18 protein-coding genes and 1 pseudogene are annotated in these 22,088 nt (G+C 49.5%); 9 read left to right on the top strand and 10 right to left on the bottom strand.

What is annotated here, in order from left to right:
* Positions 1 to 3: 3 nt before the first annotated feature.
* Positions 4 to 1,845, bottom strand: a complete 1,842-nt coding sequence (locus tag ELAC_RS00835) for an FAD-dependent oxidoreductase (protein WP_098037417.1) — start codon at positions 1,843 to 1,845, stop codon at positions 4 to 6.
* A gap of 142 nt (positions 1,846 to 1,987) precedes the next feature.
* Between ELAC_RS00835 and ELAC_RS00840 the strand changes: the two genes are divergently transcribed.
* Complete coding sequence (locus ELAC_RS00840; RefSeq protein WP_143406395.1) at positions 1,988 to 2,539, top strand: HD domain-containing protein; 552 nt, start codon at positions 1,988 to 1,990, stop codon at positions 2,537 to 2,539.
* 278 nt (positions 2,540 to 2,817) lie between these two features.
* On the opposite strand, the gene ELAC_RS00845 is transcribed toward ELAC_RS00840, so the two are convergent.
* The 4 genes from ELAC_RS00845 to ELAC_RS00860 all read right to left on the bottom strand — a co-directional run bounded on the left by ELAC_RS00845 (position 2,818) and on the right by ELAC_RS00860 (position 5,934).
* Complete coding sequence (locus ELAC_RS00845) at positions 2,818 to 3,102, bottom strand: acylphosphatase (protein WP_098037379.1); 285 nt, start codon at positions 3,100 to 3,102, stop codon at positions 2,818 to 2,820.
* Between the two features lie 73 nt (positions 3,103 to 3,175).
* Complete coding sequence (gene dusB / locus ELAC_RS00850) at positions 3,176 to 4,183, bottom strand: tRNA dihydrouridine synthase DusB (protein WP_098037380.1); 1,008 nt, start codon at positions 4,181 to 4,183, stop codon at positions 3,176 to 3,178.
* Entirely contained in the window at positions 4,180 to 4,449 is a 270-nt protein-coding gene (locus ELAC_RS00855) for a YggT family protein (RefSeq protein WP_275425080.1), read from the bottom strand. Before ELAC_RS00855 ends, dusB begins: the two co-directional genes overlap by 4 nt.
* A gap of 132 nt (positions 4,450 to 4,581) precedes the next feature.
* Complete coding sequence (locus ELAC_RS00860; protein ID WP_098037381.1) at positions 4,582 to 5,934, bottom strand: F-box protein; 1,353 nt, start codon at positions 5,932 to 5,934, stop codon at positions 4,582 to 4,584.
* Positions 5,935 to 6,055: 121 nt separating this feature from the next.
* On the opposite strand from ELAC_RS00860, the gene dnaB reads away from it, so the two are divergent.
* The 4 genes from dnaB (at position 6,056) to ELAC_RS00885 (ending at position 11,179) form a co-directional block, all read left to right on the top strand.
* Complete coding sequence (gene dnaB / locus ELAC_RS00865) at positions 6,056 to 7,501, top strand: replicative DNA helicase (RefSeq protein ID WP_098037382.1); 1,446 nt, start codon at positions 6,056 to 6,058, stop codon at positions 7,499 to 7,501.
* Between the two features lie 334 nt (positions 7,502 to 7,835).
* Entirely contained in the window at positions 7,836 to 9,719 is a 1,884-nt protein-coding gene (gene mnmG / locus ELAC_RS00875; RefSeq protein ID WP_098037384.1) for a tRNA uridine-5-carboxymethylaminomethyl(34) synthesis enzyme MnmG, read from the top strand.
* Positions 9,720 to 9,740: 21 nt separating this feature from the next.
* Positions 9,741 to 10,478: a lipoate--protein ligase family protein gene (locus ELAC_RS00880; RefSeq protein WP_098037385.1), complete on the top strand. Its 738-nt coding sequence runs from the start codon at positions 9,741 to 9,743 to the stop codon at positions 10,476 to 10,478.
* 401 nt (positions 10,479 to 10,879) lie between these two features.
* Positions 10,880 to 11,179 carry a hypothetical protein gene (locus ELAC_RS00885; RefSeq protein WP_098037386.1) on the top strand — a complete coding sequence of 100 codons (300 nt, stop codon included), beginning with the start codon at positions 10,880 to 10,882 and terminating at the stop codon, positions 11,177 to 11,179.
* Positions 11,180 to 11,503: 324 nt separating this feature from the next.
* Here ELAC_RS00885 and ELAC_RS00890 read toward each other — a convergent pair whose 3' ends face one another.
* The 4 genes and pseudogenes from ELAC_RS00890 to ELAC_RS00905 form a co-directional block, all read right to left on the bottom strand.
* Positions 11,504 to 13,033: an ArnT family glycosyltransferase gene (locus ELAC_RS00890; protein WP_158227767.1), complete on the bottom strand. Its 1,530-nt coding sequence runs from the start codon at positions 13,031 to 13,033 to the stop codon at positions 11,504 to 11,506.
* A 113-nt stretch (positions 13,034 to 13,146) separates the two neighbouring features.
* Positions 13,147 to 13,920 carry a succinate dehydrogenase iron-sulfur subunit gene (gene sdhB / locus ELAC_RS00895; RefSeq protein WP_098037388.1) on the bottom strand — a complete coding sequence of 258 codons (774 nt, stop codon included), beginning with the start codon at positions 13,918 to 13,920 and terminating at the stop codon, positions 13,147 to 13,149.
* Positions 13,921 to 13,935: 15 nt separating this feature from the next.
* Positions 13,936 to 15,838: pseudogene (sdhA, locus tag ELAC_RS00900) on the bottom strand (succinate dehydrogenase flavoprotein subunit).
* 12 nt (positions 15,839 to 15,850) lie between these two features.
* Positions 15,851 to 16,855 carry a succinate dehydrogenase/fumarate reductase transmembrane subunit gene (locus ELAC_RS00905; RefSeq protein WP_098037389.1) on the bottom strand — a complete coding sequence of 335 codons (1,005 nt, stop codon included), beginning with the start codon at positions 16,853 to 16,855 and terminating at the stop codon, positions 15,851 to 15,853.
* Between the two features lie 443 nt (positions 16,856 to 17,298).
* On the opposite strand from ELAC_RS00905, the gene ELAC_RS00915 reads away from it, so the two are divergent.
* Genes ELAC_RS00915 through ELAC_RS00930 form a run of 4 tightly spaced genes read left to right on the top strand, consistent with a single transcriptional unit; the run spans position 17,299 to position 21,471 of the window.
* Positions 17,299 to 19,002, top strand: coding sequence for a type IV pilus biogenesis protein PilM (locus ELAC_RS00915; RefSeq protein ID WP_098037391.1), 1,704 nt, complete (start codon positions 17,299 to 17,301; stop codon positions 19,000 to 19,002).
* 2 nt (positions 19,003 to 19,004) lie between these two features.
* A complete protein-coding gene (locus ELAC_RS00920) occupies positions 19,005 to 19,625 on the top strand; it encodes a hypothetical protein (protein ID WP_098037392.1) in 621 nt (206 codons plus the stop codon).
* On the top strand, positions 19,625 to 20,920 hold the full coding sequence (locus ELAC_RS00925) for a toxin-antitoxin system YwqK family antitoxin (protein ID WP_098037393.1): 1,296 nt from the start codon (positions 19,625 to 19,627) through the stop codon (positions 20,918 to 20,920). Before ELAC_RS00920 ends, ELAC_RS00925 begins: the two co-directional genes overlap by 1 nt.
* Positions 20,917 to 21,471 carry a 5-formyltetrahydrofolate cyclo-ligase gene (locus ELAC_RS00930; protein WP_098037394.1) on the top strand — a complete coding sequence of 185 codons (555 nt, stop codon included), beginning with the start codon at positions 20,917 to 20,919 and terminating at the stop codon, positions 21,469 to 21,471. Before ELAC_RS00925 ends, ELAC_RS00930 begins: the two co-directional genes overlap by 4 nt.
* A gap of 81 nt (positions 21,472 to 21,552) precedes the next feature.
* Here ELAC_RS00930 and ELAC_RS00935 read toward each other — a convergent pair whose 3' ends face one another.
* The gene (locus ELAC_RS00935; protein ID WP_098037395.1) at positions 21,553 to 21,957 is read right to left on the bottom strand and encodes a hypothetical protein; all 405 of its coding nucleotides are present in this window, start codon (positions 21,955 to 21,957) and stop codon (positions 21,553 to 21,555) included.
* Between the last annotated feature and the right edge of the window lie 131 nt (positions 21,958 to 22,088).

Genomic DNA, 22,088 nt, shown 5'->3' on the forward strand with positions numbered 1-22,088 from the left:
ACATCACCCTATCCATCTGAAGGAGTAGTTCATCGCATCCATCGTCACAGCCTGTGTCGGACATTTTTCAGCGCAAAGGCCGCAACGGATGCAAAGGTCTTCGTCTTTTAACATGGCAGTTCCCATCGTTGCAAGCTCCTCCTTGCTCAATGATCTTGAATCGACACCGTAAAAGTTGTCGACAGCTGCTCTTAAATTGCCTTCGCCGGCATCGAGGTTAAGTTTGCTGATGGGGACTTGTTTTAAACAATTGCATGGACACACATCGACGCAACCGTTGCACTTGATGCAGAGAGTGCCGTCGAAAACAGGGCTGACATGACATTGCAGGCAGCGGTTTGACTGTTCGTGCGCTTCTTCTTCCGTGTAATTGTTCTCCACCATGTTTTCGTTAAGAACGCGAAGAGATGGCGGCTGGTATGAGGGAAGGGCCCATTTTGTGCGCAGATATGTTTTATCCCGGTGAGGCGACAGTTCCGTGAACTCGCCGACAAATTCCTGATAGGGTGTCGTTCCTCTTAAATCATGATCGATAGCCCTTGCGGACTCCTGGCCGTGGCGGATAGCTGTGATGAAGAGGGCCGGTCCAAAGGCCGCATCCCCTCCGGCATAGATCCCCGGAACAGTTGTTCTGCCGGTGCCTCTCTCTGTCTTGATGATTCCACGGTCGATGACGAGATCTTGTTTTTTGTTCCAGCCATTTAAAAAACTTAAATCGATTGATTGGCCGATGGCGAGCGAGATGGTGTCGCAGGGGATGATAAACTCCGTCCCTTCCACAGGTTTCGGCATGAACCTTCCCTGGTAGTCAAAAAGGCAGGAGATCTTCTGTACCTTCAGGCCAACGATCTTTCCTTGGCTATCGCGCATCACTTCGATCGGCGCCAAACGGTTCAGGGTATCGATACCCTCTTCCTGTCCGTCCTCGATCTCGAATTCGTCTGCGGTCTGCTCGTCGCGCGACTCAAGGCACACCATCGTCACCTTCTTGGCACCGCTTCTCCTTGATGTTCGGGCAACATCGTAAGCGACGTTACCGCCGCCGATAACGACCACATTCTCGCCAATTTTCCATGGCTCTCCAGCACAGCGGACGCGTAGGTATTCAATTCCCCGGATAATATCGGGTTCTGAAGCCCCTTTAATAGGAAGATCTCTCGACTTCCAAAGGCCTATGCCGATGAAGACGGCGTTGTATTTTTCCTGAAGTTCGGTCAGCGTGATATCCCTACCCAGCTTCATGTTGTAGTGCATCTTCGCGCCGAGGTGCTCGATTGCCGCGCATTCATTGAGCGCCACATCATTTTTCAAACGGTAGCTGGGAACTCCATAGGTGAGCATGCCGCCGGCCATCCGCATCATCTCGTACACATCAACATCGTAGCCGAGCCGCAGGAGGTCGTGGGCTACTGTCATCGACGCCACACCCGCGCCCACGCAGGCGACTTTTAATCCATTTTTTTTCGGATGCGTCGATCCTCGGGCGTAGCTCATTTCCAATGATCTGATGTGAGCTTCTTTGCTGAGCCCGAACCACTCGTCGAGAAAGCGTTTTTGCGCCCTGATGGTCAACGTTTTATCAACTCTGTCCCGGCGGCAGGCCATCTCGCAGGGGGCACCGCAGATCACGCCGCAGATGGAAGCGAAGGGATTGGGTCCGCGGGCGATTTTATACCCTTCGAGATAGTCTCCCCTATGGAGAGCCATCATATAACCCCTTGGATCTGTGTTGACAGGACAGCCATCGCGGCAGTCGATTTGCCTTAGGTAGTAGTCAAGATCGGGAATGACCACATCATACAGTTCCTCATACCCTTCGATTTTTTTTACTTCATCGTTTGACATGGCCAAATCATTTCCGAGATAATTCAATTTTGCGGGTATGTGCTGAAATTTTTTTTTCAGTTCCCAGAAAGAGGTATATACACCAGAAACTTCTTTTTTTAAATTGCTACTTTTTAAAAATTTCTGATCAAAGGAGATCGTTTTGCTACACGATGTCGATATGCTGCATGAGATTGGACAGCTTGCCAAACTTAAGCGCTCGGGTTTCGATTATCTGGGCGGTGTCAGGCAGTCGGTGGCCGAACACTCTTTTCGCACCGGTTGCATCGCCCACCTTTTGTCGAGCCGGCTCAATGTTCCTTTCGACCTTAACAAGATTCTTCTGATGGCTCTCTACCATGACTTGCCCGAGGCCAGAACGGGGGACCTGAACACGTTGAATAAACGGTATGTTCAAGCGGACGAACAGGCCTATGAGAGGGAGTTTGCCAAAGATTATCGGCAGGGATTTTCCATTATAGCCCTTCTCGGCGAATACAAGGCAGGCGAGAGTGTCGAGGCTAAAATTGTTAAAGATGCCGATCTTATCGAGTTGATGCTCGTCTTGAAAGAGCTTCAGGAAAAGGGGTGTCAGAACGCTCTTCTCTGGCATGAGAGGCTTTCGTCAAAATTAAATTTCGACTTTTCGAAGGAGATGGCCGAGGAGATTTTAACAGTCGACTCCAGCCGCTGGTGGATGCAAAAACAGGTTTGAGTGGGATTATACCGAAAGAATCTCAAAACTTGGGATTTTGGCTTTGAGAAAGCCTCGGGATTGAATGATCGTAAGCCACCTCATATTTCTAATATTAGGTGGCTTACGATCATTCAATCGCGAGAGCTTTCTCTTTGCCAAAAACCAAATTTTGAGACACTTTCGGTATATATCAAGAGCCTATCAAAATTCGGCATGAGGGCCTTGTGAAAGCTTATCAAGATTGAAAGGTGACTTGCCATCTTTCATGACAAACCAAATTTTTAGACCCCTTTGGCCTACCGCTTCACTTTGAAGCCGGTGAGGGGGGCGGCAATTTCTCGGAAATTTGTGTTCATCGAGTCGATTTCCGCCTCTCCCGGATGCTCTTGAATCCGGTGGATCAGCATCTCGAGATCCTGTTTTGTCCCCTGAGCGACAATCTCGACTGTTCCATCCGCTTTATTTTCCACGAACCCCCGAATGCCCATTTCTTTGGCAAATCGCTCTACTGTCGCCCGGAAAAAGACTCCCTGGACACGTCCGTGTACCTTGGCAAATAGCTCGACCGGGTTATCTGTCATAGCGTTGGCTCCTTGGAGAAAATCTGACTAATTTTCGGTATAAGCCAGAGAGGAGATATTACAAAAGAAATTTTTAGACAGCGTCTAAAACTTGGTCGCCGACGGGGAATTCCGCGATCAACTTTTTGATTTCGTTGATGGACTGCCCTTTGCTGATGAAGCCGCGGAAGCGTTTGGTGCCAAAGCTGTCTTTGATATACCAGCAGCCGACTTTTCGCATTTCAAGCACGGTTTTTTCATCGGGATAGTAAGAGAGCATGTAATCGAGGTGCTCCAAGAGGGCTTTCTTTCGCTCTTCGATAGCACGCTGTTTTCCAGGAATCCCCCGCAGGTGATCGATAATTTCTTCTGCGATCCAGGGACTTCCGAGCGTTCCACGGGAAACGAGCACGGCATCGCAACCTGTGTATTCGAACATCTCTTCCGCCTTTTCTTTAGAGAAAACGTCCCCATTGCCAATGACCAGGATTGAGTTTCTTGCGGCGACTGCCCGCTTGATGAAATCCCAGTTGGCAGGTCCGGTGTATCCTTGTTCTCTTGTTCTGCCGTGGACGGCAATCGCTTTAGCCCCTGCCTTTTCGGCAATCTTGGTGATCTCCTCAACAACAATCGAGTCCTCATCCCATCCGGCGCGTATTTTGACAGTGACGGGGATTTTCACCGCGGCAACCATATTCGACAGGATGTCACCGATCAGGTCGATGTTCTTCAGCATGCCCGAACCCGAACCGTCTTTTGTAACTTTATCGACAGGACATCCACAATTGAAGTCGAGAGAGTCGAAGCCGAGTTCTTCGATAATTTTGGCCGCCTGGCCGGCAATCGAGGCGTTGCTGCCGCAGAGCTGGGCGCCGATCGGCCTCATCGAGGCGTCATAGTCTAAAATGCGGAGCGTGTTTCTGTCGTAGCGGATCAGCGCCTCCATTTTGACCATCTCACAAAACATCAGACCGGGGCGGAAGCGGGCGGCCATTTTTCTAAAGGGAAAGTCTGAGCAGCCGGCTAAGGGGGAGTAAAAGATGTTATTCGGCAGAGTGATCCCGCCAAGCTGGAAGGGAGTCTTAAGATATTCTTTTTTCATCGGATAAACAGGGTGACGAGTAGGTATTTTATAACGTAGTTTAGCAGCTCCAGGGCTAAGAAGGCAAATATGGGGCTAATATCGAGCATGCCGAGCGGAGGGATAAACCTGCGGAAAAAATTCAGATAGGGGTCTGTGTAGAAAGAGACAAATTGCATGAAGCGTGACTGCTGAAGCTCAGGAATCCAGGATCCTAAGATTCTGGCAAAGAGCATAATCAGATACACTTTAAAAAAAACATCTATAATTTGAATAAGCGCTATCATATATCAAAAGTTCCATAAAGTAGAATGATCGATTTTAATATATTTTTTCAATTTTGTCTTCAAAAAAATAGGGTGGAGAGGTCATCTGTTTGTGGACAGTCTCTGATGGGGGTTATGTTTTAATGGGGAATTTCAATTGGACTTCGGGGTAATTATTTTTTGGATTTTGCTCAAAAATTCCTCTACCCAAGTGTGCGAGAGATCCAATAGATAGAGTCCATTTTCTCCCCCTTCTTGCATAAAGCGGTATAGCACCTTGCCGTTTTCCAGCCACTGGGGATCTTCCATGTGGTTTGTCAAGGCCGAACCGCAGGAGTAGCTATCGCCTGCCTGGCGGAGAAAAACAACCCGCTCCCCCATGTCGCCATGCAGACAAAATCCAAGTTGCATGACGGGTGTCAAGCCGACGATATCGGCAAAAAATGGCTTTTTCAGCCACTTGGGGTCTTGTTCCGGCTTTGCCGGATCAATCCAGCCCAGCCGGCCGTCGTATGTGGCAAAGACCAGATGATCTCTGATCTGCAGTAGATACTTGATCTGGAAATCTTGTTTGATGAGCAGGATCTCTTTCATGGTTTCTGCCTTTTCGGCGATCGCTCCCAAGTCGTAAAGGACAATGCCTCCCCCTTGCAAAGGACAAAAAAGCAGCAGGTTCTTTCCGATGAAGGGTCCGGAAACAAGGCGGGGCTTCTCGGGTTTCATCCTTTTGACTTTGGGCGGCGAGGAGGCATCCAGCAGATAAATCGAGGCTTTGCATCCGTCGGAGACGGGATCTTTCGAAATAACCACAAGCCCGACGTTACCGTCTTTGGACGATCCCTCCATGGAATAAATTTTAGCATCCAGAGAGATCACGGAGATGAGATCTAATGCAGTGGTATTTTGTTCCTCAGAAATTTTATAAACAAAGACATTGCCGCTTTCCGTCCCCACAAAGAGCATGTCGCTGCAGGTGCATATACAACTCGGCTTTTCATCGATTTTAAAAGATGAATACCAATCGAATGTCGCAGCCTCTTTTGATAAGAGGAAATGGCGGGGGGAGATCCTCTTGATTAAAGAACTTTCATCAATCAAGAAGTAGGAAGCCGTTCTTCGACAAGGCGGCATGCGCGCTATCTGCTTAAAATTTCCTGAGACAACTAAAGCGGGCTCCGGCAGATGGAATCTAGAGAAGTTATTGATGTTTTGAAGAGCTTGGCGGTAGATCTGAAAAAAATCGGTGCGGGTGGGCGTGATGTAGGGGGTGAACTCCTGCATCGTTTCGAGATCGGTCATCAGCTGTTCGAAGTTGCCGAATCGTCTTGTGATCTGCTTAGACCAGTAACGGACGTTTTGATCGGCGAATCTCTTGATGCTTGTCGACACAACCCTTGCTGTCAAATAGTTTGAGAAAGGTAAAAAATCGAGGATGCGCCCTTTGGCATCTTCGGGCACCGTCTCCCAGTTGACGCAGCTTGATTTGACTGTAATGTCTGTTTGCATAATGGGTTAGATAATTATCATTTTAAAAAAAGTCAATTGAAAAGTTCCTCTCTTCGAGGTAAAATCTCGTTTGCTTTAGAGAGTTCAAGCGGTTAGTTTATTAGATTTTATAGGGTGCGATATGGCTGAAAAAGAGTTGAAAATGCGGATTCCTCCGTCGTCGAAAGAGTCGGAGATGATGGTGCTCGGCTGTATGTTGACTAGCATCAACGCGTTGAATGTGGCGGCGGATGCCTTAGATGAGTCTGACTTTTACTTTTCCGAGCATAAGACGATTTTCACCATGCTTAAAGCGGCCTGGCGTCAGGACAAGCCCGCCGATATCCACCTGGTCGGGGAAGAACTGAAGAGGTTGGGAAAGCTGGAGGCTGCCGGCGGTATTCTCTATCTGACGACTCTGGCGCAATATGCCGGAACATCCGCCTACATCGAAGACTACTGTCAGCTGGTCAAGGATAAGGCTGTCCTCCGCAGGATGATCCATGCCGCCCAGGAAGTGGAAAAGAAAGCTTTCGAAGAACCCGGCGATGTCCCCGGTGCGCTGGATGATGCCCAGAAAATATTTTTTGAAATCGGCCAGTCGGCTTCGCAGAAAACTGGAAAGTTGATCGGAGAGATCTTAAAAGGAACCAAGTCCGAGTCGCAAAAAGCCTTTTTGAAAGAGTTGCAAGAGCGGCAGGAGTTTTATCAGATCCACGGCGAGCAGACGGGAGGCGTTTCCGGTGTCAGGACTCATTTTGCAGATCTGGATAAGATGCTGAACGGCTTCAACAACTCAAACTTGATGATCCTGGCGGCGCGTCCAGCGATGGGTAAAACGGCCCTTGCGATCAATATCGCTGAAAATATCTGCCTCAAAAACAACTTGCCCGTCGGCATCTTTTCGCTGGAGATGAGCGCAGAACAGCTGGTTCACCGTATCGTCTGCTCCCGTGCCGAGGTCAATTCGGATAAGATCAAGACCGGTTCGCTGTCGGGTATGGAGTTTCAGCGCATAGTCACCTGCGTCAACGAGTTGACCGGCCACACGATTGTGATTGATGATCAGGCTGGACTGAAGATTACCGATTTAAGAGCCCGGGCGCGTCGCATGAAAGAAAGCTACGGCATTGGCTTTTTGGTGATTGACTACCTTCAGCTGATCAGCGGGTCGGGTTCACGCAATTCCCAGGAAAACAGGCAGGGTGAAATTGCTGAAATCTCGAGGATGCTTAAAAACTTGGCGCGGGAGCTCAATATTCCGGTGCTTTGCTTGTCGCAGCTATCGCGAAAAGTGGAAGAAAGGCCGGGCCACCGTCCCCAGATGAGCGACCTTAGAGAGAGCGGATCGATCGAGCAGGACTCCGATATCGTCATGTTCTTGCTTCGCCGCGAGTACTATGATCCCAATGACAAGCCTGGCCAGGCGGAGTTGATTATCGCCAAAAACAGACACGGCCCCGTCGGCTCAGTCATCTTCACCTACCGCAAGGAGTTTGCCCAGTTTGTCAACTACACCCCCATGAAGTTCGGGGGCGGCCAGGTCGATGCGGAAACGGAAGCGGCCTTCTCCCCCTTCCAGGCTTAACCTTGGAAAGCAAGAGGGAGCCAGGTCTTATGACTTGGCTCTTTGGGCGGAGAGAGCCCCAATGCCAATTTACGAGAAACTTTCGGTATACAGTGAATTCATTCCCTCTTTACTTTTTATGAGGTATCGCCTACCATTATAACATCTTTTTTCGATTCAATTAACTATCAAAACCGGAGATAAGCATTTCCGGTCAATAACACCAGGAGCAACAATGTCCTCTGTAAAGAAGAAGAGGCGCGTCAAAATTGCGAAGCACAAACGCAAGAAGCGCGCCCGTAGAGACCGTCACAAAACAAGATAAAGGCTGAAAGTCAAGGACAGACTTTATCTTATGTGGGAATATCCGGAACATTTCGATGTCATCGTGATGGGCGGCGGCCATGCCGGCTGCGAAGCCGCGCATGCTGCCGCAAAAATGGGAGCGAGAACTCTTCTCCTCACGATGAACCTCGATACCATAGGCAAGATGAGCTGCAACCCAGCTATCGGCGGCATCGGCAAAGGCCATATGGTCCGGGAGATCGATGCAATCGGCGGTATCATGGGCAAAGCGATCGACTGCACTGGAATCCAGTTCAGGATGCTCAACTCTGCCAAAGGTCCGGCCGTCTGGGCCCCCAGAGCTCAGGCTGACAAGTGGCTTTACGCCCAAGAGATGAAATCCCGGCTTGAAGAGCGGGAAAACCTCGAAATCAAGCAAGGGACGATCGAAGAGATCCTCACCGAAGCGGGCAGAGTCACCGGAGTCGTCACCAAAGAAGGGCTTATCTACAAGTGTAAAAGCCTTATTCTCTCCTCAGGCACTTTCATGAAAGGCCTGCTCCATATCGGAGAAACCCAGCTGACGGGGGGCCGTAGCGGCGATCCTCCAGCTGTCGGCATCTCAGCAAGCTTAGAAAAACTTGGCATCCGTCTCGGCCGTTTAAAGACGGGAACTCCCCCTCGCATCCACAAGCGCTCGATCGATTTTTCACTGACAGAAGAGCAGCCCGGCGATGAAGGAGTCCGCTTCTCCTTCGATGAAGAAGAAGGGAAGCCACGCCCCCGTCAGGTCAGCTGCCACATCACCTACACGACCGAAGAGACGAAAAACATCATTTTAAACAACCTGCACCTCTCGGCGATGTACTCCGGCCGCATCCAATCTGTCGGCCCCCGCTATTGCCCCTCCATCGAAGATAAGATGGTGCGTTTCAAAGATAAAGAGAGGCACCAGATCTTTTTGGAGCCCGAAGGGTTGACCACTAACGAGGTCTATGTCAACGGCGTGTCGACTTCCCTTCCACAAGACGTTCAACGCGAGTTTATCCGCAGCATCCCGGCCTTGCGCAATGCCGAGATCATGCGTCCAGCCTATGCCATCGAATATGACTATGTCGTTTCCGGGCAGATCTATCCGACACTCGAGACGAAACAGGTCGAAGGCCTTTTCCTCTCCGGACAGGTCAACGGAACGACCGGCTACGAAGAAGCCGCAGGGCAAGGTCTTGTCGCCGGGATCAACGCAGCCGCCAAAGTGCTGGGGAAACCGCCCTTCATCCTCACCCGCGCCAACTCCTACATCGGGGTCATGATTGACGACCTCTGCACCAAGGGTTTGACAGAACCTTACAGAATGTTCACAAGCCGCGCGGAACACAGGCTCCTTTTAAGACAGGACAACGCCGACCTCCGCCTAAGGGCCATGGGATATGAGTACGGATTGATCTCCAGGCCAGCCATGGATCATCTGGAGAGAAAGGTCGCTGCCCTTGAAGAAGAGACAAAACGCCTCTCTAAGATATTTAAGCAGATCGATGGCAAAGGAACCCCGCTCACGCAGCTTCTTTGTAGGCCCGGTGTCTCCTACAGCGACATTCTCCGTGACTACCCGGAAGATGTCAGGGATTATGGCGCTGACATCAACATGCAGATCGAGCTGAAGCTGAAATACGCCGGTTATATTGATCGGCAAATGGCTGAAGTGGACAAGCTGTCTCATATTGAAAAAATCAAGGTTCCGCGTGGCTTTGATTTTAAAGCGGTATCGAGCCTGCGCCACGAAGCAAAAGAAAAGCTCTCCTTCCACACCCCAGAAACCCTAGGGCAAGCCTCCCGCATCTCCGGCGTGTCACCGGCCGATATCACGGTTTTGATGATCGCTCTTGGAAGGCGTGAAAAACAGGCTGTCTGTCAGGAAGAAACAGAAGATTTCCAAGGCCCTTGCGGGTGCTAAATTTTTAAGCGACGAGGGCCGATGTTGCAAAGACCGAGCCTGACCTATCTTCACACCACCATGATGCCCATCTTTGCGCAATTGCAGCTGGAAGAGGCTCTGCTTCGTGTTTCCAAAGAAAACATCTGCTTGATCAATCGCGGGTCGCCACCAGCCATCGTGCTGGGTATATCAGGAAAGCCGGAGGAGTGGATCAATCTCAGCGCCTGGTCGCAAAATCCCGTTCCCGTCCTCCGCCGCTATTCTGGAGGGGGCACAGTCGTCGTCGATGAAAACACCCTCTTTGTTACCTTTATCATGAACGGAACCGAGATCGCCGTTCCAAGTCAAATTCAAGCGGTCCATGCCTATTTCGAAACATTGTGGCAGAAAGCGTTTTACCCCCATCCCTTCAGGCTGATCGAGAACGACTATGTCCTCGGAAGTAGAAAAGTTGGAGGGAATGCGCAGTATCTGGCACGGGATCGCTGGGTTCATCACACCAGCTTTTTATGGGATTTCAAACCCGAACACATGGGGTTGCTCGCCCGCCCCCCTAAGATGCCCTCGTATCGCCAGGAGCGAGGACATTTAGACTTTTTAACGACATTGTCAAGCTGTTTTACATCGGCTGATGAACTGCTCTCTCCCTTGGTCAATGAGCTAAGCGTTAGATTTTCCTTAAGCGAGGGAAATGTCGAAGAGCTCTCCAAGTGCCTGACACAAGAGTATCGCAGGCAAACCATGCAAGAGTCCCTTGCAGTCCCTTTAGTGACTTGATCCTATTTCGGCTCCTTTTCCGCATCCTACACCTCTAGGCGCCAGTTAAGCTTTAATCTGCGATCGCAGTAATTCCGGTTCGATTTAAAAACTGTACAAGTTGTTTCTTTGGATACTTCCGGCTTGGCATAGATTCAAAACCTTCGGTCCGGTAAAGTTTTTAAGCAGAGACCCGGATACATTGGATTATTGACCCGAGCCTTCGCCGCCAAAAAAGGGAAATATTCTTGGAGCAGTAATTTCTTATCCTGAAATTTCGGCTCAAGTTGTTTCATATTCATTAACGAGTTTGTTGGTTGAATAAAAACCAGCCTTCCTTCGGTTTCTTAATAAAATCTTAATATCAATTTGTTTTAATTTTCTCTAGAAGTTAAACCAAGTTTTTATCCCTGGGAGGGAATATGAGTTTTATTAGCGACGTCGCTGCATCTTTTAAGCCGGGTTCTATGACCAATCCGATCGAGAGAAATTGTTTTGGTATTACTGGCATCGTGGGTGCTGTAATGGCGATTGGCTTGGCTATTTTAGGTGCTCCTGCAGCATCGTGGATTGCTGTTGGCGCTATCTCTGCCGCTTTCATTACGAGCGCGATGATTGAATCCCGTGGTCTTGCCTGGTCTGCTGTGATCGCCTCATTCGGCCTGTCGCTTGCCGCAGCCGCGTTGAACCCGATGCCTGTTTCTTACTGGGTAGTGATCTAAGAGGGTTAGCTTCCTCATCAAAAAAAGAGAGGCCCCTATTCGTCCTTTGTAAAAGGAAGAATAGGGGCCTCTCTTTTTTTAAAAAAAAGCACCGCCGCAAGGGATCCAAAGGAGGCACATCAACCAAATGTGCTAGAGGGGTCCGCTCCCTGGAGCGGCTTACTAGTGTAGCTAAGCTTAACGCGTTAGCTTATTCAGCCGAGCTCCAGCGTCATGGTCCCGTAATAAATAATACGTTGATTAGCTCGTATTGGGTTCTCCCAAGCAGCAGTGAAATGGGCGGTCAAGCCTAATCTATTTATAATCAAACTGTTATTTAAAATTCTAGTACTTTTTCGGGGGTAAGGGCTCTTCCCCGTTAAAATTTTCGGCAAAATAAACAAATGCTACTTTAGCCGGGTTCTCACGTGAGGTGTAGAGCGGGTATTCTCCCCGGAAAGTGACTTTTTGGAAGTAGGGCTCTAAAGACTTTACGGTGGCGGCGATATTTTGTCTTTCCGTTTCGATATGCGGAGCGTTTTCGACGATCACAAAGAAGCCGCTCTGGCCTTTCCGCTCCTCTTTCATCCCTTTCCAAAATGAAAATTGGTTGAGCCGGGCTCCAAAGAGGTTGAAGAAATAGGCTCGTTTCTTGCCGGGGCCATAAAATGAGAGCAGGCTGACAGTCTGGTATTTTGGGGCAAAGAGAAAATGGGCCTTTTCGTCATAGCCGGCTTTCTTTAGGGCCTCTTCGAAAGAGTTCCAACCCAGATTGTGTTTGAGGGGGTTTTGCCTGTATTGAAGAGCGAGGGGCGAGTCTTTCTGAAAGGGCAAAGAGAGCACATAGCCTGTCAGCAACACCGAAAGGGCGGAGCCTGCCACCAGATACTTTCGGCCTCGGGCCGAGTCAAAAACGTGGCCCATGAAAAGAAAGGCTGCCGGGTAGATGAAATCGCACCAGTTCCCTTGGATCTTCATGAAAAAGGACAGCGCTCCAAAAACGGCCAACGTCGCCAGGGTGGAAATGCCCAGGAAAGCCGGCGCCCTCTCGAAGGATTTAGACTTTGCGGCAAGGAAGACGAGGGAGATTGCCAGCAAAACAAAGAGAAGAGGAGAGACCAATGCGGCCTCGGCACCCATAAAGTCAGCGAACGATTTCAGCGAAATAAGTTCTTTATTGGGAGCGATATCGCCTTTGCTTCCGGCTTGGTAGTAGACGTGAAGAAAGGTGACGAAGTCGTGGCTGATATTCCATATTAAGCTGGGAATCAGTGCCAGCAGCGAGATGGCAACACCCAAGAAGAAACGTTCGCCTTTTTGCCGCCTTAATAAATAGAGCGGGAGGGCAAAGATCCAAAGGTAGTAGGTCACCCATTTAAATAGCGCTCCGGCAAAGACAAAAAGACCTGCGCGGGTGTAGTCTATTTTTCCGCGGTAAATTCCTTGATAAAGCGTGAGGAGCGCCATTGTGAAAAAGAGCACCGATCCACCGTCGGTGATCGCAAAGAGCGAGGATAGAAAACCCATGGGCGAGAGGGCAAATGCAATAGCAGAGAAGAAGCTCGCTCTCTCGGAAATCCCCCCCTTTTTCCCCATGGAATAGATCACAAGCGGTATAGCGAAACCGATCACGAGTGAAAAAAAGCGGACGCCGAGTTCCGTGTCCCCAAAAAGAGCGGTGCCTAAAAAAATCTGCCAGGCTATGCCGGGAGGCTTGCTGTAGTAGCCGGGGCTTAAACTTTGGCTCCAGGTCCAGTACTGTGCCTCGTCTGGGCCAAGACCGATAGCCCCGCTCTGGATTAGCCAAACAAGCGCGGCCGCTTTGATGAGGAGAATGCTGAGCAGAAGGGAGGGGTAATGCAAGAATTTAGCCACGTGTTTAAGCTCCGTCATCGGATTCAATAGGATCTTAGAAATCAGCCTGCGATCATGCCAAATTCAGGGGAAAAAATCACTAACGACTCTTTGCTAAAGACGCCAAGGAGCTTCTATTGCCTGTCGTCCAACCCGAAAAGATCGTGGAACCACTGAATGTTGACATCCCTGCCGATCGCCGCGATCGACTCCGTCAGCGGGATGCGCTTTGGACAGACGCGGACGCAGTTTTGCGCATTGCCGCAATCGGCAACCCCCCCCTCTTCCATCATGGCCCGCAAACGGTCTCCCGCATGCCCCTTTCCCGTGGGATGATCGTTGAAATAGCGTACCTGGGAAATGATCTGGGGGCCGACGAATTTGGATTTATCATTGGCCTGGGGGCAAGACTCGACGCAGCAGCCGCACGTCATGCACGTCGAAAGCGAATACATGATTTCCTGCTTGGCAGGCGCAATTTTAGGTCCCGGTCCTTTGGCGTAAGCGCCGTCAGCGTCAATCCATCCCCTCACTTTCTTTAAGTTGTCAAACATGATGGAGCGATCGACAATTAAGTCGCGGACTAAGGGGAATTTGGTAAACGGCGCTAAGACAATCGTGTCCGATTTGGTCTCTCGCAGTATATTATCAACGATCGCCGAGCAGGCTTGCCGGGGCCGGCCGTTGATCAGCATCGAGCAGGAGCCGCACACTTCTTCCAAGCACCCTTGCTCCCATACGACGGGAGCGACTTGTTCCCCTTTTTTGTTGACCGGGTTCTTTTGTATTTCCATCAGGGCGGAAATGATGTTGAGAGAAGGCTCCCTGATGATCTCGAACTCTTCGTAATACTGCTTTCCCGGTGTTCCTCGCAGCACTTTCAGGGTGAATTTCTTTATTTCATCCATGGCAAGATCCTTATTTCACGCAGGAAAAGTAATGTTGGAAGGAATGTTTTCCAGAGTAGGAATTTCCTTCTTGGCTTTAGTGTAGTCGCGCATCAGCGGCTTTAGATGGCGTGTGTCGACCGCTTCGTAGCTGATGACCGGATCGCTCTCGTGCGGATCGAACGTGGCAATGGTTGTTTTAAGCCAGTTTTGGTCATCGCGGCTTGGAAAATCGGGCTTGTAGTGAGCACCCCTAAACTCATCGCGAAGGAGAGCTCCCTTGGTGATGATGAGGGCAATGTCGAGCATCGCCGCGAACTGGTTGGCGAAGATGTAGGATTGGTTGGCAATGGAAGATTTGTCGCTCAAGGAGATATTTCCATAGCGCTCTTTCACTTCGTGGATTTTTGCCAAAGCCGTTTTCAGATCGGCATTGTTCCGTTTCACCGTCACATGACTGATCAGAGTCTCTGCGAGCTCTTCATGCAGCTTGAAGATGTTTTCCGGTCCGTTTGAAGAGAAAAGCTGCTGCTTGAACGACTCCTCGATTGCGAGAGCGTCGTCAAAATAGGTAGAGGAGGCATCATCGGCATTTTTTTGTAGGCTGGCGATGTATTTGGGGATTTCCCCTCCAGCGACAAGGCCAGCGAAGATGCAGGAGAGAAGGGAGTTGGCTCCCAGACGGTTAGCGCCATGGTATTGATAATCCGATTCGCCGACATTGAATATCCCGGGAATGTTGGTCATTTGACGGAAGCGCAGGTTTCGATCGGGGTCGTCGGCTGCCGGCCAGTCGACCCGCCGGCCAGTCGACCCAGGCGCCGCCCATCGAGTAGTGGACGGCAGGAAAGATACGCATCGGCACTTTCATCGGATCATCTCCGGTAAATTTGCCGTAGATGTCCAAGATAGCTTCCAGCTTGTGCAGCTTTTCTTTTGGCAGATGGCTCACATCGAGATACACTTCCATCCGGCCTTCGACCCCAAGACCCATTTCGCAGATCTTTAAGATTTCCCGGGCCCCGATGTCTCTTGGAACCAAGTTTCCGAAGGCGGGATAGAGCTCCTCAAGAAAATACCAGGGTTCTCCGGTCTTTCCGCAGGGGATGCGCTTGCCGTCGACCGTCTCGATCATCTTGCTTGAGTCGCCATAGACCCAGATCCTTCCTCCCTCTCCCCTTGCCGACTCGCTCATCAGACGCATCTTATCTTTTCCAGGGATAGCCGTCGGGTGGATCTGGATGAATTCACCATTCGCGTAGCGCATCCCCTGTCTCCATAGTCTGCCATTGGCTGCGCCCGTGCAAAAAGTGGAGTTGGTCGATTTTTTGAAAAGAAGGCCTAAGCCTCCTGTTGCAATCACCAGGGCATCGGCGCGCACGGTCTCGTAGTTTAGATTGAAGTGATCCATTAAAACAGCACCGACAGCCCTTCCTTCCGAGTCCAGGACTGCCCGCATAAACTCGTGATGCTCCAGCTTTTTTACAAGGCCTTTGGCTTCGTAGCGACGCACTTGCTCATCGAGAGAATAAAGAAGTTGTTGCCCGGTTGAGGCTCCGCAGAAGGCTGTCCTGTTATAGAGTGTGCCTCCAAACCTTCTGAAGTCCAAGTCGCCCTCTTCCGTTCTGTTGAAGGGGCATCCAAATCGATCCATCATGAAGATGATTTCTGGAGCGGCAAAGCACATTTCCACAACGGGCGGTTGGTTGGCCAAAAAATCGCCGCCTTTGATCGTGTCGTAGGCGTGGATAAGAGGAGAGTCATTTTCCCCCTTTAGATTGATGGCCGCGTTGATCCCCCCTTGCGCGCAAACGGAGTGGGAGCGCTTTACCTTGGTGATGGAGACCAAGGTGACCTTGCACCCTTTTTCAGCGATTTTCATTGTGGCGGAAAGCCCTGCGAGCCCGCCGCCTACCACCACAACATGTCCTTTGCTCATGTGAATAAACCTTCAGTATTTCAAGTTGATGAGGTAAGTTCCCCAGATAGCGATGAGTCCTAAAAATGCAAGTAGCGCCATAAATGCAAAAGAGATCTTTTCCACAATGCGCTGGCCCCGCACGGAAAGGCACAGGCCCCACGTGACGGCAAATGACCAAATTCCATTGGAGGCGTGAAACACAGCCGCCAAGACAAAGAAAGAGTAGAGTATTAGCATCAGCGGTGATTTGAAGGTATCCCTGACATTCATAAGGAATGCGGTTCCTATGTTTTTTGACATCAATACCACTTCTTGATGCTTTAACGAAAAGGACTCCAGCTGCTCAATGAAACGCTCCTTTTGTTCCAGCTCTTGCCTGATGACCGAGGATTTTTCCAAAGACTCTTGTCCGGTGAAGAGTGATACGATGGCATCCCTTGCTTCAGCGGTTGAGATTCGGGCTTTCTTCTCCATTTCGAAATTTCGTCTTTCTGCCTTGATAAGCGGAGAGGTATAGGTGTCAATTCCGAGTCTTGCCGCCACTGTCGGTAGGCCGGCGTCCTCGGAAACCTTGACCAGAAAGTAATCTTCATCACCCAGGCGCACCGTTTCTGGATATTTCAAAAAGCGCATTTGCCCGACATGGAGAATGACGAAGATAACGAGCAGCCAGGAAGTGATTCTCTGCCAGGTGTAGGCGTGGTTGCGCCTGTTTTCCGGAAGATGGGGATGGGAGGGGTCTTTGCCGTACGCATTTTGCTTCATGGTAAACAGATACTTGATGCCCCACACGATGTGGAGGGAGAAGGGAATCAGAAGAAGCGCAACTTCAACGACGGGCAGGTAGGGAAGGCTATGAATGAAGTTCACCATGGTGATAAACCCCTCTCCGTCGGCTCCAAAAAAGAGGGCCGCCTCTGAGTTTGTCAGCAGGTGTTCGATCAGGAAGAGGACAAGCCATATCCCTAAGAAGGAGTGGAATCTTCGATGGATAAAGGCACTTGGAATTTTCCTTGCCGCTTCTTCTGCTTGCATGATGAAATATCTCTTTAAAATGAGGTGCTGATCTTTTACATACTTCTTTCAAATATACCGAATGTGTCTCAAGATTTGGCTTTCAGAAAGCTAAATCGTGAGACACATTCGGTATAACCGGGAGAGGCAATGGCCTGCGAAAGAGGGGCCTTGACTTCCATAAAATTCCGGCACGAAAGGGGTGAAATTAAAACATTAAGTCGTCTCTTGCGACTTCTTCCCCTTCCGGGATGTTTATATATGCTTTTTTTGAAATTAAAAGAAGGAGATGATGCGAACCTGACCATTGACCTCATTTTAAATGAGGGTCTTAGGAAATTGTTGCATATTTTAAGCAAGTTGGGGTTCTTGGGAATAAACATTAGAAATGCTCTGGGTTTTCTTATTTACTTTTATCGATTTTTTGATATAATTATATTTTTTTAAATTACAAGTGGATTTCCATGCGCGAAATTGTCGAATCCAACAGAGTTTTTGGTATCGAAGTGAGTAAAACCACCCTTTCGTTCGCCGAAGTTGTGAAGAAAGGAGGGCGCATCAAGCTGTCGTCGATCAAAACGCTGCCTATAGCGGAAGTTGAGGGAGATGAGGTGCTTTCCGTTTCGGAGATGGGGAAGGATCTCATCAATAAGGCTGAAGCGAATATGGCTGTTTTTGGTGTTGAAGCCACGGATTGTCTTGTCCGCCAGCTGCAGGTTCCTTTGAAGAAAGATAGCGAGATCAATGACGCCTTGCCTTTCCAGGCAGAGACCCTGTTGCCTTTCCCGTTGGAAGATGCAGTGCTTGATTGGATTAAAGTTCAGCGAGACGATAAAACCACGCTGCTGACTTTCGCCGCCGTCAAGAGAGAGACGGCAGAAAAGACGATCGAGCAGGCAAAAAAACTGGGAATAGAACCGGAATTGCTCTCGACGATGGGAGCGGCTTTAGCTTCTTTCTCCAAGCACCTTGTCAACTTTGAGGCCCCTCATTTTGTCATTCACTTCGGCGGGGAGCGGGCCCTTTACGCTCTGATCAACAAAGGGCGGCTGATCGCCACTCAAGGGTCTAAATTGAATCTGAAAGAGATTTTGAAGGCTGCCGGCGAGGATATGGGAGAGTCGGATCCAGCCAGGATTGAGGAGGCTTTCAGAAACATAGATCTCCTCCATTTAGAGCCGGCTAAGTATCCGCGACTGTCGGCTTGCCTGATCGAGACGCGCCTGGATCTTTCCCGGAACGTCTTTGGACTTGCCAAACAGCTCAAGGGTGAGTCTGTCGATGATGCGCTGGTCACCGGTGCGGCCTTCGGATACCCCAGTTTAAAGGCCTACCTGCTGAAAGAGGCGGAAAAAGCTGAAATCCCGTTGGAAACTACGGAAGATTTTCCCTTGAATTTAGAAGATCTCGCTCTTAACGCCCTTCCGATCGGACTTGCGCTGCAGGGTGTCGACGCATCTCTCCAGATCAATTTCAGGCAAGGGGCGATCAGTTACCCCAAACCCCTTAAGAGGGTTGTCAAACCTTTACTCTTTTACCTTGGCTCCAGCCTGCTCTTTGCCCTGGCCCTCTTTCTTGCCGGCAGCGCCTACTTCAGCTACCGCGAGAGCGGCTTAAGACAAGAGTATATCGACCTTCTTGCTTCGATGAACAGAACCTATGAAGAATCGGAAGCGGAATTTGAAGGCATTAAAGATCCCGGAGAGGGGTACGTTCCGCAGCCGGTCGACAAGTTGGATGTCTCCGACCTCACAAGGAGACTTGATAAACTGGAGAAGTCGATCAAAACAGCTCCTGACTTTATCGCTTTAAATCCCAATATTCCCAGGGTCTCTGACGTTCTGGCATGGCTCTCTACACATCCCAATGTGGGATTTGAGGGAGGGGGCTCTAAAGAAAGCGACGCTATCGTGATCGAATTGTTCAACTACTCCTTAGTCAAAAGGCCTGAAGAGAAGAAACGCGATGCCCGCTATCAAGCTAAAGTCGAGATCGAATTTGTCAGCCCCTCGCCCAAGCTGGCCAGGGAATTTCACGATGCATTAATAGCTCCGAACGACATGGTAGACCCCAAAGGGGAGATTAAATGGAGTTCGACGAGGGGAAAGTACAGGACATCCTTTTTCCTCAAGGATAAAACCTATTACCCATCGCAAAGGAGCCTGTAGATATGCTGTCGATTCCTAAAAAGAGGCTTATCCTTTACGCGCTTTTCATCGGTCTTTTTCCGATCGCCTTTTCCCTGCTTCGCTTTGTATCTCTCTCTGACGAAGCGGATGTGGTTCAGGAGCGCATTACGGAGATCCAGGAGCTCTTTGGCGCTTACAAAAAAAGGCAGTCGGTCAATATCGCGACGATCAACCATTTTCGGGAAGCGGACCATTTTTACCTCGATAAGCACCTGGAGACAATCACTCTTCTTGAGCCTGAAATAGAGGCTTTGCAGAAAATCGCCGGTCACAAGAATTTTCCCGGAGATCCTGTGATTAAAAAGAGACTCGATTTTTTAACAGGTTCAGGCAACACCCCTGTCTTTAACGAAGGGACGGTGCAGTCTTTTCCGCTTTATCAGGAAACAGTCGAAACCCTTGCCCATCCTGTAGAAGCCAACATTAACGACATCAAAAACATCTTGGCGAAAACAGAGGGCGTTTCCCTGCCTCCGTTTGAGCCCATTCCGTCGAGGCCCCAGCTGATCGTTCTCGATTTTAAGCTTGAGCGAAAAAGACACCCTGACGGCAACGAAGTTTTTGTACTGAACATGAAACTTTTGAAACGCGAGTTCCTCTAATGGTTAAAAAATTCACCGCATACCTATTGACGTTTGCCGCAGCCCTTATGCTGTTTGGATCTCCTTCTCTCGAAGGAAGAGAGAGGGGCAGCAACCCCTTGAAACTGACTAGCATCAGCATCATAGACAGAAACGGGATGAACGAGACGATCCAGACGGAAGAGAGGCTTCAGCAGTATGCTAAGCAAGACTTTTTAAAGCCGCAACCTTATCAGAAAGTATTAAGGACCTATTCCCGCAACAACAAAGGGGAAGTGCTTTCCCTGATCACCAGTTACTACCCCAACGGTCAGATCAAGCAGTATATGGAGCTGATCAACAAAGGGGCTTACGGTCCATACTGGGAGTGGCATGAAGGAGGACAGCCCAAGCTATATGCCTTCATTATCGGGGGAATGGGCGATCTCGGTCCTTCTTCGGAGAAGACCTGGTTATTTGACGGGACAGCCAAATCCTGGAATGAAGAAGGGCGGCTTGTGTGCGAGATCCCTTATAACAAAGGAGTCATCAACGGCACTTCGAAGTACTACCACTCCAAAGGATACCTTCAAAAAAGCGTTCCTCTCTCTGACGGCAAAATTCATGGCCTCGTAGAGAAATTTGGCCCTAAAGGCGAGGTTGTAGAGTCTATATCTTACGTCGAAGGCAAACGGGCCGGCAAGACGACCATCCTTTACCCAGGCGGGCTAAAAGCTGCAGAGGAAGAATATAAAGATGGCCTGCTGCTGACCGGCGACTATTTCAGCCAGGCAGGAGAAAAAATCGCTTCCGTCAGGGATTTAGAAGGAAAGCAGGCTGTTTTTGAAGAGGGGCGGTTGGTCGAAGTCCGAGAAATCAGGGACGGTATTCCGAGTGGAGAAGTGCTTCAGTACGATAATGAAGGAGTTCTTTTCATCCGCTACAGGACAAAAGATGGCCTCAAGCATGGGGAAGAGATCGAATACTACCCAGCCAGAAAAGGAAAAGAGCTTCGCCCCCGCATCTCACTAGCTTGGTACAAGGGGAAGATCCAGGGTGTTGTGAAAACCTGGTATGAAAACGGGCGGCAAGAGAGCCAGCGCGAGATGAGCGACAACAGAAAAAATGGCGTTTTGACAGCATGGTACGAGGACGGCTCCCTGATGCTGATCGAAGAGTATGATTTAGATCTTTTGAAGAAGGGCAGCTATTTTAAAATAGGGGATAAAACCCCGGTAAGTTTTGTAAGGGACGGGCAGGGAATCGCTACGTTCTTTGACTCCCACGGGAGCTATCTGAGAAAAATCCACTACAACCAAGGACGGCCTAAAGAATGAAATCGTTAATCCAAGAAAAAAAGAACGAAGTTCGGCAGGAGCTGAAAGATAAAAGAAACCAGATAGCTGTCGACAGAAGAGGCCAGGCGCAGAGCGAATGTGTTGATGCCATTTCCGCCATAGCCAGAACGCACCCCTTTGTACTCTCGTACAGCAGTATCGGCGATGAGCTGTCGACTAAGGGACTTAACCACTTCCTCGAAGAAGAGGGAAAGTTGGTTCTTCCCCGTGTTGTCGATGGTGAAATCAAAGCCTACCACGTTAAGGACAGCGCCCATGAGCTTGAATTGTCAAATTTTGGCATTTTGGAGCCTAAGCTGTCGTGTGAAGAGGCCGATTTAGCGAAAATCGGGTTGGTTTTAGTTCCGGGACTTGGTTTTGACAGCGGTAAACACCGCATCGGCTATGGAAAGGGCCACTATGACCGTTTTCTCTCCCGCATGCATGATGAGGCGATCACGATCGGGATCGGCTTTAGAGAGCAGTATTTTCCAGGGAATCTGCCGGTGGAAGAAACCGATAAATCACTCACAGCAGTCCTTCTTTTCTAAGGTGTCTATACCGAAAGTGTCTCACATCTTAAATTTTGAGACGCTTTCAGTATAATTTAGCGCAAAATCGATGATCGCTTCTTAGTACAGGTCAAAATTGGTTTTAAGGAAGTGATCGCGCACCTCTTTGTCCGATTGAAACACCGGCTTTCCCGCAACTCTATCACGCACGTTTTCGTTGTAGACCTGGAGGGTGAGCCTGATCAGGCTGAGCTGCTCTCCTTCAAGAGTCAGGATGTGAATGGCTTCGGGAACCTCTCTATCTGAGGTGTCGCTTCCGGTGGAGAGGAGTGGGTTAGAGCTCTCGGGGACGAAAACGATTTTCTCAATCTTTTTAGAAGTGCCGCGCGATGTGTCGCCCCAGGATATGGTGTTCTGAAATAGCGTAGGCCTTATAGCCAAGGGATTGACTGTATATCCGCGAGTCAATGTCTCGGCGTAGTAGACCTCTTCATATTGAACGGGTTGATCAAAAGAAATACTCACTGGGTTAGCTCCTGTTTTTTTTCTAATATTAAGGAACTATTAGTTTAAAATAAACAGGAATTAATAAATGTTGTTTTTTTTGTTTGTTTGTAAATTAGTGTTTTGTTTATTTATTCCCTATTTTATTGGCT

Origin of the sequence: Estrella lausannensis (genome assembly GCF_900000175.1) — a bacterium.
Lineage (GTDB): Bacteria > Chlamydiota > Chlamydiia > Chlamydiales > Criblamydiaceae > Estrella > Estrella lausannensis.

Coding starts and splice junctions, on each gene's coding strand:
- ELAC_RS00835 (WP_098037417.1), bottom strand. CDS start 1,845: ATGTCAAACGATGAAGTAAAAAAAATCGAAGGGTATGAGGAACTGTAT.
- ELAC_RS00845 (WP_098037379.1), bottom strand. CDS start 3,102: ATGACAGATAACCCGGTCGAGCTATTTGCCAAGGTACACGGACGTGTC.
- dusB (WP_098037380.1), bottom strand. CDS start 4,183: ATGAAAAAAGAATATCTTAAGACTCCCTTCCAGCTTGGCGGGATCACT.
- ELAC_RS00855 (WP_275425080.1), bottom strand. CDS start 4,449: ATGATAGCGCTTATTCAAATTATAGATGTTTTTTTTAAAGTGTATCTG.
- ELAC_RS00860 (WP_098037381.1), bottom strand. CDS start 5,934: ATGCAAACAGACATTACAGTCAAATCAAGCTGCGTCAACTGGGAGACG.
- dnaB (WP_098037382.1), top strand. CDS start 6,056: ATGGCTGAAAAAGAGTTGAAAATGCGGATTCCTCCGTCGTCGAAAGAG.
- mnmG (WP_098037384.1), top strand. CDS start 7,836: ATGTGGGAATATCCGGAACATTTCGATGTCATCGTGATGGGCGGCGGC.
- ELAC_RS00880 (WP_098037385.1), top strand. CDS start 9,741: ATGTTGCAAAGACCGAGCCTGACCTATCTTCACACCACCATGATGCCC.
- ELAC_RS00885 (WP_098037386.1), top strand. CDS start 10,880: ATGAGTTTTATTAGCGACGTCGCTGCATCTTTTAAGCCGGGTTCTATG.
- sdhB (WP_098037388.1), bottom strand. CDS start 13,920: ATGGATGAAATAAAGAAATTCACCCTGAAAGTGCTGCGAGGAACACCG.
- ELAC_RS00905 (WP_098037389.1), bottom strand. CDS start 16,855: ATGCAAGCAGAAGAAGCGGCAAGGAAAATTCCAAGTGCCTTTATCCAT.
- ELAC_RS00915 (WP_098037391.1), top strand. CDS start 17,299: ATGCGCGAAATTGTCGAATCCAACAGAGTTTTTGGTATCGAAGTGAGT.
- ELAC_RS00920 (WP_098037392.1), top strand. CDS start 19,005: ATGCTGTCGATTCCTAAAAAGAGGCTTATCCTTTACGCGCTTTTCATC.
- ELAC_RS00925 (WP_098037393.1), top strand. CDS start 19,625: ATGGTTAAAAAATTCACCGCATACCTATTGACGTTTGCCGCAGCCCTT.
- ELAC_RS00930 (WP_098037394.1), top strand. CDS start 20,917: ATGAAATCGTTAATCCAAGAAAAAAAGAACGAAGTTCGGCAGGAGCTG.